10 protein-coding genes are annotated in these 17,091 nt (G+C 41.5%); 1 reads left to right on the plus strand and 9 read right to left on the minus strand.

Translation table 11 applies throughout. The features are described 5' to 3' along the window. Window positions 1-376 precede the first annotated feature (376 nt). Complete coding sequence (locus tag FS628_RS25150; RefSeq protein WP_260871183.1) at window positions 377-1,153, plus strand: YcnI family copper-binding membrane protein; 777 nt, start codon at window positions 377-379, stop codon at window positions 1,151-1,153. A gap of 232 nt (window positions 1,154-1,385) precedes the next feature. Here the strand turns inward: FS628_RS25150 and FS628_RS25155 are convergent, their stop codons facing one another. The 9 genes from FS628_RS25155 to FS628_RS25195 form a co-directional block, all read right to left on the minus strand. After that, window positions 1,386-1,658, minus strand: coding sequence for a hypothetical protein (locus tag FS628_RS25155; RefSeq protein ID WP_145325696.1), 273 nt, complete (start codon window positions 1,656-1,658; stop codon window positions 1,386-1,388). A 52-nt stretch (window positions 1,659-1,710) separates the two neighbouring features. After that, entirely contained in the window at window positions 1,711-3,051 is a 1,341-nt protein-coding gene (locus FS628_RS25160; protein ID WP_260871184.1) for a hypothetical protein, read from the minus strand. A gap of 16 nt (window positions 3,052-3,067) precedes the next feature. Then, window positions 3,068-3,349, minus strand: coding sequence for a hypothetical protein (locus FS628_RS25165; RefSeq protein WP_145325697.1), 282 nt, complete (start codon window positions 3,347-3,349; stop codon window positions 3,068-3,070). Between the two features lie 407 nt (window positions 3,350-3,756). Next, window positions 3,757-5,013, minus strand: coding sequence for a DUF445 domain-containing protein (locus tag FS628_RS25170; RefSeq protein WP_145325698.1), 1,257 nt, complete (start codon window positions 5,011-5,013; stop codon window positions 3,757-3,759). A gap of 229 nt (window positions 5,014-5,242) precedes the next feature. Next, on the minus strand, window positions 5,243-6,226 hold the full coding sequence (locus tag FS628_RS25175; RefSeq protein ID WP_145325699.1) for an NAD-dependent epimerase/dehydratase family protein: 984 nt from the start codon (window positions 6,224-6,226) through the stop codon (window positions 5,243-5,245). Window positions 6,227-6,378: 152 nt separating this feature from the next. After that, window positions 6,379-6,648: a 2TM domain-containing protein gene (locus FS628_RS25180; protein WP_145325700.1), complete on the minus strand. Its 270-nt coding sequence runs from the start codon at window positions 6,646-6,648 to the stop codon at window positions 6,379-6,381. 68 nt (window positions 6,649-6,716) lie between these two features. Beyond that, on the minus strand, window positions 6,717-9,743 hold the full coding sequence (locus FS628_RS25185; RefSeq protein ID WP_145325701.1) for an efflux RND transporter permease subunit: 3,027 nt from the start codon (window positions 9,741-9,743) through the stop codon (window positions 6,717-6,719). A gap of 17 nt (window positions 9,744-9,760) precedes the next feature. Continuing rightward, window positions 9,761-10,552 (minus strand): thioesterase II family protein, encoded by a 792-nt coding sequence (locus FS628_RS25190; RefSeq protein WP_145325702.1) that lies wholly within the window; start codon window positions 10,550-10,552, stop codon window positions 9,761-9,763. After that, complete coding sequence (locus FS628_RS25195; protein ID WP_186327961.1) at window positions 10,549-17,091, minus strand: non-ribosomal peptide synthetase; 6,543 nt, start codon at window positions 17,089-17,091, stop codon at window positions 10,549-10,551. Before FS628_RS25195 ends, FS628_RS25190 begins: the two co-directional genes overlap by 4 nt.

Genomic DNA, 17,091 nt, shown 5'->3' on the forward strand with positions numbered 1-17,091 from the left:
TACACAACGTTTATATTGAAAAGTGACCCAATCTAAAATCAGTGTTGCTACAAACTGCAAATGTAGCGAAGGGGACGAAATTGATTCTGGAGAAGCGAAGCTAAAAGCTTTCTGATCTACACGAGAACGGAGAGGACAGAAATAGCGTGAAGAAGCGAAGCGTTCGCCTTTATCCCCGGATTTTACCCTTAAGAAAAGGGAATCAAAAAATCTGGGGATAACAGCGATCGGAAGGTTATTCTGTCATCGAAGTAGCAAGTGTAACCTGCTTTTAAAGACCATTCGTAACCGAAACGTTGCCTTTGCAGAACGTAGACACTTATTTAAGAAAATGGGCCGAATCATATATGATAAGAACTGAGAGGGGTTATTTATTTTGAAGAAAACATCATGGATTTCCAAACTAACATCCACTATTGCAACAGGTACCGCAGCATTCATGCTATTCGTTGGATTCGCCAGCGCTCACGTTACGGTTAGCCCATCCGTTGCACAGACAAGCGCATGGCAGACGTATACGATTAAGATTCCTTCCGAGAAAGAATTGCCTACAACCAAGATCACGATGAAAGTTCCGGAAGGTGTTGCTTTCAAGCAATATCAACCACTGGCAGGATGGAAAATCACCACAGAGAAGAACGATTCCAATGAAGTAACATCCATTACTTGGGAGATTGATGGCGATAACGAAGGCATTTTGGCAGGACAATTCCAGCAGTTCAACTTCGTTGCACAGAACCCTAAGGCTGAAGCTGAAGTAGCTTGGGATGCCTTCCAATATTACAGCGATGGCAGCATTGTAGAATGGACAGGCCAGCCTAGTGACGCCAACCCGCACAGTATCACGACGATTAGTGAAGATCCGGCTGCTGCCGGTAATGCTGCGGCAGGTGGAGGTCATGCCAATGAAGGGCATGATAGTGCAGGTACAGAAGCAGCCGCTGGTGATAACGCGGCTACTGACGATAGCAATGCAAACAATGATACTACACTGGGCGATGCACTTAATGACACCGTTACAGGAGAGCCGAACAACACGGATTCAGATCCAGGTACACTGAAGCTTCAACAAGCAACATTGATTGTATCCATCTTGGCTCTGATTCTGTCCTTCTTGGGAATCGCTTTGGCGACACGTCGCAAGAAACGTTAAGAACCAACTTGCAATTTACGTTAACTCGATACAGATTGAGATTAGAAAAAAGCCTATGGCATCGGGATCAACCCCGATGTGCCATAGGCTTCTTTTAGCTATCTGCTTTCTTTATTTGGCTACCCATGTTCATTTCATTCCATGGTTTATGCGCTCAAGCATGCACGATCCACGTTCACACTCTTCTTAACGCTGATTGCCATCCGCAATATGGCTACAGCCTTGACGCTCGTTAGCGTTCCTGATCCGTCTGGATCATAAACTCAATGTATTGAAGCAAGCTCTTCTTCTGCTGTTCAATGGATTGAATACGTCTGGACAGGCCCGCAAAAAACTCTTCAATCTGCTGTCTTGTATGATCTGCGGACTGGCCTTTCCAATCGTTCAAGCGACTGTATAGCGTCCTTGCTTCCTGCTCATCGGCTTGCAGACGGGCAAGCAGCTGTGTCAGTTCTTTTTCCGCAATCCGAAGATCATTCAATTCCACCAGCAATTGTCCACCCACTCGTGTTCCCCTCCCCTATGTACGTGATATCAACGCTAGCCACCCAGAAATCCTAATTAAAATGAACCGGACTCTCGTCCGCCTGCCGGAAAGCATCCGCCTTCTCATCAATAAAGTTCAGGAACTGGCTGGTGTGTTTCATATGCCATGTGCCAAGCTCATGAATGGACGCGTCCAGTTGGGTGACAATTGGCTCCAGCCTGCGACTGCGGCTCGTATGCAGGTATTGGGCCATGCGGCTGCGCACCTGATTCAGCTCCGCATTGCACTGTTGTGCATTTTGCTTCCACCGCGAAGCGACACTTTTCAGTTCTTCCGGCGTTACCTGAATCAGTCCGGAAGCAGCAGCAGCCGAAGCCATACCTCCACCGCCACCAGACTTGGAACGTAACGGACCGAAGTTCTTGCTGAACGGTCCCATGTGATCCATAAGGCGCGGTGAATAGCGGATTCTCTCTCCAGTAATCGGATCGTACAGGTCATTGGATATGTAACCATTTTTGAAATCATATTGATCCAGACTGTGGTAGTTTTCCCCGCCAAACGAGTTCTTGGCTTTATCGATAATACTCACGCCATCATTCGCCGAGTCATAATCGGAGTTGATGTAATAGGTCGATCCCACATGCCGATCATATCCTCCGAGCGTTCCGCTAGCTACCAGATCACTGGGATTTGCATAGTTCACAACCTGCCCGTCAAATGCACCCGCTTCAGCCTGGCGCCGCACTTCTGGCGTCAAATTACCCATTACAGATGGTGCACTAAACGTCACGGCTGGAATTCCGGTATAAGCGGATGCATATTGTGCATTTCCACCGCCCAAGGAATGTCCGGTCATCGAGAAATTCAGATCCTTATACTTGTTCTGCATGTGACTTGCATAGTCCTCGGATTGGTACATTTGGTTGGCCCAGCCTGTAGGGGAGACGGTTTTTTCAATATCTTTTACGCGATCACCCGTCCAGTTCTCCACGTCTCTTACTCTGTCACCAGCCCAATCCTCCACTTTGGATACGCCGGTGAAGTCCTTGACGCCTTCGACCCCTTTGTCGAGCCAATCCGGCGTAAGATTATTGACAAAATTCCCGGCCTCCTGCTGGCCCTTACGAATCAACTCTCCGCCCCCGATGCGGCCATCCATGACAAAGTCAGGTACAGAGCGATCCAAGGACGCACTTCCTTCTGTACCACGATAAGCAATGACAGCTTCCTTGGTCTCTGGATTATAAAATGTTACGGCATCAAAACCGGAAAAATTGTTGCTTTCCGTCCCCTCAAGGACCTCCCATCCGGGAAGTTCCGTTAATCGATCTCCAGCCTTTTGATCCTGATAGGCTAGATCAGACATCGTTTTATACGTTTCATCGTCAATATTGGACCCGTTACTCAATAACTACACCTCCCATTTATTTGGCGTATGGATCATGTCCCTTGGCCATCATTGCTTCCTCAATTTCAGGGCTGATAACCAGGTTCTTGGTGACCTTCTTTTTGTAGTCGTACGAAATGCCAAAGCTCTGATCTTCATGATCTTTCACATGACCTTTCAGTCCAATCTGGGAAACTGCCATTTCCGGCAACAACTCTTTGCTTGTAATCACAACATCCAGTTCGAACTTCTGTTTGAAGTGCTGGATTACGGTTGCTTCAGCCTCTTGGTATAGAGCTTCCTTCTCACTTGCATTCATGTTCTGACAACCCCCCAGAAATATAGTAAACACCATCATCAGTGTGAATAAACCCTTTGTCCATGTACGTTTAATAACGCTCCCCCCTCTTGGTCCAAGCGCATGTAACCTCAACGAGGCTTATGCCTTTCTCATGCTAGAACAGGGACATTCACCCTATGTGATACACACCCTATTCATCTGTTATCTGCATCATAGTACAAAATCAACATGACCCACATCGGCTGACAGGATCGTTTTCATGTAACTTTCTTCCTATATGATTCAAATAGGACACTTTGGTGTACATTACCCGCTATCCTGAATTTTGCATCATAATTGTATAAAAGTACTATGAAATTTCCCTTCCACGACAAAAAGAGCCTGCTCTTCGAAAGAGCGGCCCTCCTTTTTACCATGTTGAACTGTTATGCCAATGCCATCTGCAGCGCAGTCAGCGCAATCCCGATAACAAATCCGGTAACGGCTCCGTTGATCCGAATCCATTGCAGATCCTGTCCAACCTTATCTTCAATCATCGAAACCAAAGTAGCATTGTCCATTTTGTCCACATTTTCACGTACCAGTTTACCAATTTTGGAATGGTTTTTCTCCAGTAGTGTAGTGACACCCTCCACAATCTTGGCGTTCATGCTTGTCATCAATTCATGATCTGCACGTAAGTCAGATAATACCCGTTCAATGGCTGGCAGTGCATACGTATCTACATACTGTCCGTCTTCCATCGCGGCGAGCGCCTTATCTCTCATTTCAGTGAGCTTGTTTAGCACAGTCTCCTCCGCGTTCCAGCCCTCAAGCATGTTGTTCTTCCAGCTATTCATGCCCTCTTGCACACCTTCGCTCATGGCAATGCGCACCGTCTGGGTACGTACCATATCAAGCACCTTGTACCTCAGAGCACTGCCTTCACGCTTCATATCCTCTACCCGGTCGAAGAGATATCCTTGCAAAATACCACCCAGACGCTCCTCGTTCATATAACCCAGGAACGCATTCATCGCAAATTGCATTAATCCGTTCATCTGTATGCCGCTAATGGCTTTCATGCCGCTTTCACCCAAAAACATAATCGTCTCGGGTTTAACCAGCCACTCCTCGGCTTGCTTCAATCCGTAGTCCAGCGCTTTCGCGTCATAACCTCGCTCTGTCATCTGGTGAGCAGCCCGTTCCAGAATCGGGCCCAGATCGAAGGCACCAGCCTGTGACTTGATCTCACCCGCTACGAGCGGAGCAATCTGCTCTAATGGCAGACCCGCCAGAATTCGTTTGCAGAGCGTATCAATCATGGTCTTGATCCCGTCACTGTGAAGCTCACGTGTCAACGTATCGAGCACCGTCTCTGCTGCTTTGAAATCTGCGATCTTCTCGGTGATGCTTTCTTTGTTGAGCAAATTATTCTCTACTGCGGAGACCAGACCTTCCGTCATTTTATCGCGATTTTTCGGCAGCAATGCCGTGTGTGGAATAGGAATGCCGAGCGGGTGACGGAATAGTGCCGTAACTGCGAACCAGTCCGCAAGTCCACCCACAAGTCCCGCTTCAAACGATCCTACCAGCAACTTCCCTACAGGAACGCCCTGGAACGGTAATGATGCAGCAAATCCCACACCCATCACCACGAGAGACCAGGCTGCAGCTTTTTTGGTTTGTTTAGGTTTAGCCATTGTAATCTTGCTCCTTTATGATTAAATCGCACGGCCCGGAATAGTCCGATTCCGCACTTCGTCTGTTCTTATGTAAAACTCTCCACTAGCGAAGTCTTAACTTCCATATTTCGTATACTTCATCTTATCACCCACAAGCGTCAAAACCAAACCTCTATCTAACGACCATATGATAAAATTAAAAAACCCCTCTAAATAAAACAGAAGGGTTAAGCAATAAATTAACATGTTATTTTGTATGAGTCCGATTTTCAAACCATTCCATTGTTTCTAAAATAGCATCTTCATGTGAAGTTACATTCTTATTAAACCTTCTCTCATATTTTTTCGTATCTACAATAAAAGGCTCTTCATGCAAATAAAGCATCTCTTTTATTTCCCTCATATCGGCATTAAAAAGGGACATCAAGTTGACAAATAACTTAGGTGCTACACGAAATTTAGGCTCCTGATTTTTCAATCTATAAATGCGCGTGATGATGTCCCTGGTAGTCGTTGTTTCTGCACTTGGGATATGCCAGATCTGGCCATAAGCCTCATCATCCTCTCCCAACTCAACAAGACCCTTAGCAAAATCCTTAATATAGATATAGGCATGTGGTACATCTATATTGCCCAGAACTTCGGAAGGTTTTCCTTCAAGGACAGCTCCAAAAACACGTTCGCCCAAAGTAGAATCCAGTACGCCTGGACCATAAAAATCCGGTGCTCTGCCAATCACAGCTCTCACTTTACCTTTTTTATGCGCGTCCATTAATGTCTCCGCCATTTTGGCGCGGGTCAAACCCTTACGTCCAGTGGCTAGGTTAGGTAGACTTTCAGATACTTTTAAATGTGTTCGCCCGTACATATACAAGTTGTCCGCGTATACGATTTTGGCATTTTCACCTTGAGCTACTTGTATAATCCCATCCATAATTGGAGGAAACTTATCTGGCCACTCTGTATAGGGAGCCTTGGCACAGTTATAAATAACCGAAGCACCCGAGCAGGCTCTCCTAAACTCTGATTCGTTTGTTGCATCTCCTCTAACTACTTCTACGCTAGTCGCTGTGTTTATCTTGCCACTACGGTTAACCATACGCACTTTTTTGTTTTTTAATAATAATTGCTCCATGACTGCTATTCCCAATGGTCCTGTGCCAACCACAACATGCAATTCATTGTTTTCCGTTATAAACAACTCCTCTGGCTCACAATTATGTATACACATTATAAATTATATACATTGCTCGCACTTAAGTAAATATATTGAAAGTGTTACAACTACATACTATTCACCTGTTTACGGAATTCTCAGACGCGGAATTTTCAAAAAAACTCGCCCATTTTTTTATTTTTGAGCGAGCCCTGATATAGCATTAATTATTTTTTATTCATGTACTTGTCGATCTTTTTCTTTTCCCATTCAGCACCAAACATGGATCCACCGCCCCATACGGTAAAACCATGTGCTATAACTCCGATTCCCCAACCTAACAAAGTATATATAAACCAAATACTTTCCGGGTAAAATACTAAGTTGTATATAATCAAACCAACATTCACAAGAATATAGACAACTAGATGAATATAAAAATCCTTAAGAGCCTTAACTTTTTTTAGTGCCTGTTCATACTCTTCATTATTTTCCAAGACTATTCCCACCTTCTTCGTTTTTTTGAATCTTATTTACTGAAATGCTAAATACTCATATTCATAGGTTACTTATTTTCATTTCGTACTTTTCGATAATGGAATACCTCATAGAGGGTTGGAATAATGAACAATGTAAGAACGGTTGATGTAATCAATCCACCAATGACAACAACTGCTAGTCCCTTGGAAACCAGTGAGCCACCTTCACCTACGCCCACTACAAGTGGTAGTAACGCTGCGATTGTAGTGACTGTGGTAATGATTATCGGGCGAACTCGTACTTTACTCGAATTAATTAAGGATTCACGGATCGTAGAACCTGACATACGCTCTTGTTGTACTCGATCCACCAGTACAATTGCGTTAGTTACAACAATCCCAATTAGCATTAACAAACCAATTAAGCTAGCTATAGAAATTGGCTGTCCTGCTAATACGGTACCAAGAATTGCTCCCGTAAATGCCAAAGGGAATGAGAACAAAATCGTGAACGGAATTTTCCCGCCGCCAAATGTCACAACCATAGCCATATAAACAAGTCCAACAGCAATAATAATGGCGAGTACCATGTCTGTAATCATTTCTTCAACCTGTTTACTACTTCCTCCTTGGACAAGATCTACACCATCCGGAAATTGAATCGAGTTTAACTTTTCTTTGATCTCTGCATTTACAGCACTGCTATTTTCTCCAGTTATTTGACCTGTAATTACAGAAAACTGCTCTTCATTTTGGTATTGAATTAATCCTAAATGCTCTACTTCAGTAATATCAGCAATATCCTTTGCTGTAATCCACTGACCAATAGGTGACAAAATAGGGAGATTTCTAAGTTCATTTATGGAATAATTCTTTTTATCATACTGTACTACAATATTAGAAGCATTTTGTTGATTTCCCAATTTACCCACTTCATTTTGAGAAAACATCGGATTAATTAATTCCCAAGCCTGTCCGGTTGTGAGTCCATATTTCAAAGCATCCTCTGCTCGAACATTAATGTCCACTGCTTTGGTGTAATCCGAGATACTACCTGCAATATTTGTTGTTCCTTCAATTTTTTCCAACGAAGCAATCACTTGTTCAGTAGAGACTTTGATGTCTTTTAAATCTGTTCCGTTGATTACGATTGAAATATCAGGTCCTTGTGGTCCATCAGTAATCTCTCTGATCTCTAGATTATTTCCATCCATATAATCTTTTAATTGATCTTTCGTTTTAGTAATAAAACTCTGAATATCTGTATCATTTTGTAACGCAATAAACCACTCAGCTTTATTACCAGTGCTGGCCAAGTAAGTATTAGGATCAAGTTCACCTGGAAGTGAACCAGAGGTTACAACTGCTTTTTTTACGTCCGATGATTGATTAATCAAACTATCGATCTCCTGTGCTTTTGAGTCTACCTCAGCAAGACTCACACCTTTGGGAAGGTTATACACCAACTTAATATATTTACCGCTTTTCTGAGGGAAAAACGTGATTTCTGTCAATCGAACCAAAGGAATACTAAGCAAAATAAACACTAGTGCCCCGATAAGCACTGTTTTTTTGTGCGTAATAAACCAATTTAGAGATTTTACATAACTTTTAATAAGAACTCCCTCTTCTTTAAGTGGCTCCACCTTAGAGTTTCGAAGAAGTACATAACTAAGCATAGGCACAACAGTAAGTGAGACTAACAATGATGCAACCAGAGCCACAATAACACTTAGGGAAAACGGCGCAAATATCTTACCGATATATCCGCTAACCACACTTAGGGGCAAGAAAACAGCAACTGTGGTAACGGTCGAGGCAGTTACAGCTTTGCCAACTTCCCTCGTAGCTTCAACAACCAAGTCCTTAGTTAATTTCTCATTTCTAGATCTTCTTATAATATTTTCAATCACAACAATGCTATCATCAACTACCCTGCCAATGGCAACCGTTATTCCACCAAGAGTCAATACATTCATTGTAATATCTGTGAAGTATTTCAAAAATGCCAAGGTGATCAGGATTGACAATGGAATAGATACGATCGCAATTAATGTAGCTCTCGCATTTCTTAGAAAGATAAATATAAATAAAGAAGCAAATATAGCTGCAAGTATGGCTTCGCGAGTTAGACCTCCAACTGATTCTCTTACATCCGTTGCACTGTCATAGATTATTTCCATTTTAATTTTACTTGGATCAATATCTTGGACAATATTCTGAATTTTATCAGATATTTCCACAACATTTGCATTTGCATCCTTCATAACGTGTATGAGGCTACCCATTGTCCCGCCCTGTCTAGTGATTGTATCTTGTTGAGCAAAACCTTCACTTATAACAGCTACGTCACTAAGCGTCAATTGCTCTACAGGATTGAGTACAAATTTTTTCAAATCATCGATGGTTTCAATGTTTCCACTGATTTGAATTTCAGTAGAAGTATCATTTAGCGTTATCGTTCCAAATGGTATCGTTGTATTCGTTGCCCTCAGTAACTGAATAACTTGTTGAGGAGCAATTTTATTAGCCTCCAACTTAGTTGGATCAAGCTTTACATAAATACTTTTGGAGGCAAGTCCATAAACTTTTAATTCACTTATACCCCCAACATTCTCTAGCTTAGGCATTAATTCAGTGGCTATAGCTTGTTGAAATTCACTATCCTCAACCTCACCTTGTTTACTAAGGGATAGATACATTATGGGCTTATCGTCTATCGTGAATTTACTGGTTTGAGGTTTCTCTGCACCCGCTGGAAGAGTAACTCCCCCTAATGCTTCCTCAACCTCCTTCAACTTTTCATTCATATCCTCTTTAAAACCAAATTCCATAGTTATATCGGAAAAATTTGCTGCAGAAGTGGACTGGGAAACCTTGATTCCTTCAACGTTTTTTAAGGCGCGATTGATGGGCACTGTGATTTCATTTTGTACCTCTTGCGAAGATGCCCCGCCGTACACTGTAGTAACGTGTAAGTAAGGTATCTCTACATATGGTAGTGATTCCTGTTTGTAGCGAGGCACGGAATAAATACCGGCAACAACTACCAAAACGATTACAATACAAATAGCAACTGGATTATTGACACTAAATCTCGAAAGAAAAGACATACGCTCTACTCCTCTTATTACGATTGTTTGACACTAGACAATATAATTTTCCTCATTGCCTTGTATATCTCAGGAACAAGCAACTCTTCTGAGCTATGTATAAAAAAGTGATCGCCTGGCAGTAGCTTCATTTGAAAGTCGGACATCGTATGTCGCTCCCATGCTTTAATACTATCTTCGCTGATCTCAGGATCTCTAGTCCCGCCAAAAGCATGTATAGGGATATTTAATATGGGGTGTTCTTGATAGAAATAACATTCACAAAGTTCAAGATCTGCCTTAATCGTTGGCAAAGAAAGTTTAACAAGTTCAGGCTCTTCAAAGAACCAGTCAGGAGTGCCGTTCAGTTCTTTTAATCTCAACATCAATTCGGCATCGGGCAAATTATAATATATGGAATTATCCTTCCTAGGTAGATAGGGTGCACGATGAGCAGAAACAAACAGCGCCTCTGGTTCCATTTGATAATGTTTCTTTAGATATTGTGTGAACTCGAAGGTCAACAACGCACCCATACTATGACCAAAAAACACAAACGGTACGTCCCCCGAAAATTCCAGGAAATCTTTACTTAACCCATCCATAATTAGCGGAATTGAAGAAATAGGTTGCTCCGAAAAACGATTCCCTCTACCAGGAAGCTGGATACAACAAACCTCAATATCTTCCGGAAAATAATCCCCCCACTCTTTGTAAGCAAGGGCGTTTCCCCCGGCGTAGGGGAAACAAAAAATGCGAAGCCTGGGCGTTATTACAGGATGAAAGCTTACAATCCATGAATTATATTTGATCATAGAAATTTGATTCAAGAATTAGCAACTCCTTCATTAGCAAATTCAACTAGTTTATTATTTTCAATTCCATAATTCTGATTTAAACATACAGCAAGCTTCTCTATTGTCGGGTTTTGCAATAACTCTCCCATAAGTAGATCAACCTTGTAATACTTACGTAACTCCGTCAACAACTCTACTAGTTGTAGAGAGTCCCCTCCTAATTCATAAAATGTATCTCCTACACCTGGAAGAGCGATTTGGAGTATACCTGATATTATTACAGCGATGCTGTTCTCTAATTCTGTTGAAGGAGCCTGATAATTATTGACTATATGCAACGTCCAATCTATATCCCTTCTTAGTAAATCGTGATCAACCTTGTTGTTAGCAGTAAGCGGATAAGATTCAACCCTTACAAAGGCTACAGGAATCATATAATTAGGCAATTTCAAAGCTAAAAAGCTCCTTAATTCATTATTCATATCTTTTGAATATTCAGATGCTTTATAGTATGCTACCAATTTCTGATAAGCCTTTGGCTCGCCCACCGACAATACAACTGCCTCTTCTATTAAAGGATGTTTGAGAAGCTCGTGACATATCTCATTTGGATGTATACGATAACCCTGAATTTTCAACTGCATATCTATTCTACCTAGAAATTCAATATTTCCATCTGGTAGGTATCTGCCTAAATCTCCAGTTCGATAGATATATTCGTTACCGTGATAAAGGAAACTTGACTTTGTATCGTCCTCATTCTTCATGTATCCTTTAGCCAAACCAACTCCTCCGATGTAGATTTGTCCAGTCACCCAATCAGGACAGGGCTCTAGTGATTCATTCAGCACATAAACCTTTTGTCCTGAGAGGGCCTTCCCGTAGGGTATGCTTTTCCAGTTTGAATTTACTTCGTGAATTTGGTAGAAGATCGACCATATCGAAGCTTCCGTCGCCCCCCCCAAACTGACAATATCTTTTACTTCTGATACAGATCTAATTCGGCTCGGCAAAGATAGAGGAATCCAATCGCCGCTGAGCAACGTTAAGCGAAGGGTCTTTGACTTTTTACTGTGCATTTTCAAATACTCCACATACATACTCATCAGTGCAGGCACAGAGTTCCAAATTGATACTTTGTTTTCTTTGATGATATCTTCCCAATGTGATGGTTCTAGTGATCTATTATGATCTGGAATAACGATTGTAGCCCCTGCAGCCAAGCTCCCAAAAATATCGTATACTGAAAGATCAAAGTGAAATGCCGATAGAGCTAACACCTTATCGTTCTGATCTACACCAAACCGTCTGTTGATATCCGTAATCGTATTAACAGCTCCTGCATGATCAATCATTACAGCTTTCGGTTTACCAGAAGTACCTGAGGTAAAGATCGTATAAGCCAGATCATCTGGACTCTGAATGGTTTCCAAGGGTTCATCGGACCAAACTTCTAGCGATTCTCTACCAATATCTAGCACAACAATATTGGTAAACATCGTTAATTTGTTTGTTAATTCATTCAGCGTTAGGACATATTTTATTTCGGTGAATTCAAGTAATTGCTTCAATCGCTCTTCGGGAAGATCAGGATCAATCGGTACATATGCTGCACCTGATTGCAAAACTCCCAGCACACCTGCGACCTGTTCCCAACCCTTATTCATGAATATTGCCACCAGATGATTAGGTAGGATGTTATGCGAGCGCAGTTGTCTACCAATCTGATTAGATATTCTAAAAAGTTCGTCGTAGCTTAGTATGTTATTAACGCAAACAATTGCAGGATGGGTTGGTTGAATACGCGCACTCTTATTAAATAATGTGTGCAACAGATCAGAAGGTTGCAAGGATTGCTCCAAATCAGATTCGCTTCTTCTTTCAAGTTGCTCTACAGGGACCAGCGGTATAATTTGTTGATCCCATATTTCATCGTTTTGCGCAAGCCGTTTCACTAACGACCAGAATACATGAAACATTTCTTGGATAAACCCTGGAGGGTATAACTCCTCAACGACATCCCAATTGCAATAGAGCCCATTACGATCATCCCACACTCCGCAATCCAGCCAAACTTGCGAGGTTTGGGTTACACCAAGATTTTCTACCGGTTTGATAGGAAAAGGCATTTCTCTCTCGTCTGGGATCGGCACAACAAGGGCACTGGTAAATACCACGGGCATTTTAGCCTGAATACCTCCCCCATTTATAGCATTCAATTCCCTAATTACGTCTACGCCGCTGATGTAATTATTTTCGAGATCATTCCACAAATTATTTTGAATTTGTCTAGCGCGATCAATGAAACTGGATGAGCTACTGTTTGTAACTGCCAACAAAATTACGGAAGTAAATTCTCCAACAACCTGATTAATTTGAGCATGGGAAGAATTTCGGTTCAAAAAAGTCAAGTTCAGTGAAAAATCAGGATTCCTGCTCCAATTCCGAATAACTTCTGCGAAGGCAGCCAACAAGATCCCTGTCGTTGTCACACCAATTTTCATTGCTTTAGTTTTCAATCGAGTCCATGATTCAATATCTAGCCTTTCATGGTAACGGACAAATTTTGGTTGAATAATCTCCTTTGGATTTCGTGACAGAGGTAACTCCGGCGCCGGAGGCAACGTAGGGATTCGTTTTTTCCAGTATTCAAAAGCTTCCTTGTAATGCTTTGTTTTCTTAAAATCTTGTTGGGCCATCACATAATCCCGGAACGAGATTTCTAAAGGGGCAAGTTCAGATTCATTCCCCTCATATATAGTCACTAGCTCTCGCATTAATATAACAAAGCTCCATACATCCCACATTATGGCATCTGTACTAAAATGAATCTGTGACTTTTCTTCTTCCAACAAGGTAATTCGAATATCAAAAACAGGCCAATGATGAGGGTCTAGCATTTGATGTGACATTTCTTGTCTCGTTACTTCAATTGCCTTTTTTACTTCGTTTTGTTTTTTCCCCCGAAGATCCGTAACGCGCACTGGGTAAAATGGAACTTCTGGAAATACCTGTTGCATTCCTTCTGATGTAACAACTGTTCTTAACATATCGTGACGCTTGATTAACTGATTCCATGCTCTTTCAAATTTTTCGACATTCAAAAACTGTGCTTCATATTCATCATAACTATGTGTAGAAACGTTCCCTAGTTCATAGGCTTCGTTGCGACCAATCCAATAGGCATGTTGAATATCAGTAAGAGGAAAAGGCGCATACCTATTCAAAGGATCGGCTTGAATCACGAGCATCAAATTTGAACTTTCCTTACTTTTTTGGGTTGGATTGGTATCACGAAGTGTCGAAATTGTCTCTGCAAGTCCTTCTACTGTCGAGGATTGAAACAATGCATGCAAGGGTAACTCAACTTGAATAATCTTGCGAATTTGGGCAACAATTTTCATTGCCAACAACGAATACCCGCCCATCTCAAAAAAATCATCTTGAACCCCCACACGTGGTACTCCAAATACATCCTTCCAAATATCGGTTATAATCTCTTCCAATTCTGTTCGAGGTGGTACATAAACCGTATCTACACTCAGATCAAAAACTGTTGGAACTGGTAGGATAAGTCTGTTTATCTTCCCATTGCTTGTCAATGGAAAGGCCTCCAACACAACAATTGAAGAAGGAACCATGTAATCAGGTAGTTGTTTTTTTAAATGCTCTCGCACATCTCGACTTGTGATCACAGCTCCATTCTCACAAACCATATATCCAACCAAGTATTTCAATGCATGTTTGTCCTCCTTGACAACGACAACACATTGACGGACACCCGGTACACGTAGAATATTCTTTTCAATCTCGTTAATCTCGATTCTATAACCACGTATTTTCACCTGAAAATCAGAACGTCCTACTAACTCTATATTTCCATCAGATAAATATCTGGCTAAATCACCAGTTTTGTAAACAGACACTGTCTGGTTAAATCCTGTGGAAAGCGTTAAAAATCGTTCTTTACTTAAATCTGGCTTATGGATATATCCTTTCGCCACACCGTCACCTGCAATATATAATTCACCCGTAACACCAATCGGAACTTCTTGCCTATGTCTGTCAAGAATCAGCAATTTCGTATTGGGAAATGGTTTCCCTATCGGAACGGTTTCACCGAAATCAGGGAATTCGTTTTCGTATTCATAATAAGAGCTATCTATTGTGGCTTCAGTTAATCCATATGAGCTAATTAATCTAGCTTTCTCTCCACAGAAGCTCTTTAATCTGGAGTACTCCTCCATTGTCCATGTATCCGAACCAACGATGATCAACTTCATAAAATCAAGCTTATGATTGCTCTCATCAAGGTACTGCATTAGTCCCCTGATCACTGCAGGCACAAATTCTGCACAGTCCACTTCTTCTTGACAGAGTAATCTATACAACCCCAAGGGCTCTAGCAACAAATTAGAAGGACATAGTACCAACTTCGAACCGGAGCCCAGCGCTCTGACTAGATCGCCTACAAACACATCAAAGGATAAGCTAGCCATCTGCAAATGAGAAGTCGTATCAGTAGATAACCGATATTCATGTTCCCATCCCTGATAGGCATGCATGAGATTACGATGAGTAACCATTGTGCCTTTGGGCAGTCCTGTAGAACCTGACGTGTATATAACATAGGCAAGATCATCGCTTGAAACAGTACGAGTGCAATTATTATGCTGTACTTGTAACAGGGCGTCTTCAATGAGTACTATTCCTACATCACGAGAGCTAAAGTCCAAGCAATCCACATCATTACCAGTAATCACCGTACCCATCTTCGAATCCATAAGCATATGTTCCAGGCGATTGGCAGGATACGAAGGATCCATTGGTAAAAAAGCAGCTCCCGCTTTAAGGACACCTATTACAGCAATAACAAGGTCTATGGACTTAGGTAGGCATATTCCGATTACACTTCCAATTTCCACACGATTATTAATCAAATATGTGGAAAGTTTATTGGAACGTTCATTCAATTCACGATAGGTAATTTGCTGACCATTAAAACTTAAAGCGATGGAATCAGCCTTATATATGGCGTTTTTCTCAAACAAAGTACAAATAGTTTTATTCGCTGGATAATCAATGTTATCGCCCTGCCACAATTCAAGTTTACTTTTCTCATTAGCAGTTAGATATGTAAGTTGGCCCAAAGGAGAATCTGGATCAGCCGATATTCTTTCCAACAAAATTTCAAAATGATGTGCCATTCGTTCAATAAACGAATAATCAAATAGATCAGTGTTATACTCAAAGATACATTTAGGTGGGTATTGATTCCCACCATCTAGAATATCCAGTGATAGATCAAACTTTGAAGTACCCCCGTCAATAGGTTGATAGTTCATCAAAACGTTATCAAGCTGAAAATTCGGAACGGCCTTTTGATAAGTAAACAGCACCTGAAACAGCGGATTCATGCTTGCACTTCGGTTAGGCTGCACGGCCTGAACAATATCCTCAAATGGTATATCCTGATTTGAGAACGCATCTAAAGAGTTCTTCTTAATAGTTCTAAGCAATTCTCTAAAACTCATGTCTTCTGAAAAAACGGTTCTAATGGGGAGCGTGTTAACGAAGACTCCGATGAGCTGTTGAAATTGCTGCTGGTTACGTCCAGAGACGGGAACACCTAAGGTGATATCAGCCTGCTCAGTATATCGGTATAATAATGCTTTGAAAATGGCAAGAGTGGCCATAAATGCTGTGGATTCCTCGGAAATGCACAACCTCTTCAGTTTTTCATTCAATTCTTTTGATAATTCAAATACGTATGCCGATCCGTTGAATGTTTGTACGGAGGGGCGTACATATGTGGTTGGTAACTCAAGAATTGATGCTGCTCCTTCAAGGTAATCCGACCAATATTTCAATTGTTCCTGCAAAACTTGTTCCGATATGTTACGTTTTTGCCATGTAACATAATCAGAATACTGCACCGCCAGAGGTTCCAAAGGTGAAGGCAACTGTTTATTCAAAGCAGTATAAAGTTTACTTAATTCTTGTAGCATCAATGTAACTGACCATCCATCAAAAATAAGATGATGCATGGTAATTACTAGATAATGCTCATCATGATTCAGACGTATCAGCAGCAGACGCCATAATGTGGATGAAGAAGATGGAGGAATCGGTTTCCCGATTTCCTCCTGCACGATTCGTGTCCGTTCGTTTCGCTGGTCCTCTTTTGGCATGTTCATTAAATCTATAACGGGAATAGATACCTCTACATGATGCATATGATTACGTTTAGGCTCCCCGTCTTCATTAACGATAATGTTTGTACGCAAGATTTCATGCCGCTCTACCAATTCGGAAAAGCAACGTTCTAAAATATGCGGATCCAATTTTCCTAATAACAAAAATGCAGATGGTATATTGTATGCTGCACTCTCAAAATCCAATTGACTCTGGAACCATAAACGCTTTTGCGAAAATGAGAGTGTTTCATGATCGACACTTATTTCAAGATCTTGTGCTTTAGATTCCAGATTCATTTTTGATTGGAGCTTCAACTTTAGTGCTGCCTTTTGTTCTTCAGAGAGAGCTGCGATACGATCATTTAGATTTCCCAA

Origin of the sequence: Paenibacillus xylanexedens (assembly GCF_007676705.1) — a bacterium.
GTDB classification, from domain to species: Bacteria; Bacillota; Bacilli; order Paenibacillales; family Paenibacillaceae; genus Paenibacillus; species Paenibacillus xylanexedens_C.

Excerpts from the sequence above, each read along its gene's own strand:
- FS628_RS25165 (WP_145325697.1), bottom strand. The coding sequence starts at position 3,349 with ATGAATGCAAGTGAGAAGGAAGCTCTATACCAAGAGGCTGAAGCAACC.
- FS628_RS25170 (WP_145325698.1), bottom strand. The coding sequence starts at position 5,013 with ATGGCTAAACCTAAACAAACCAAAAAAGCTGCAGCCTGGTCTCTCGTG.
- FS628_RS25175 (WP_145325699.1), bottom strand. The coding sequence starts at position 6,226 with ATGTGTATACATAATTGTGAGCCAGAGGAGTTGTTTATAACGGAAAAC.
- FS628_RS25185 (WP_145325701.1), bottom strand. The coding sequence starts at position 9,743 with ATGTCTTTTCTTTCGAGATTTAGTGTCAATAATCCAGTTGCTATTTGT.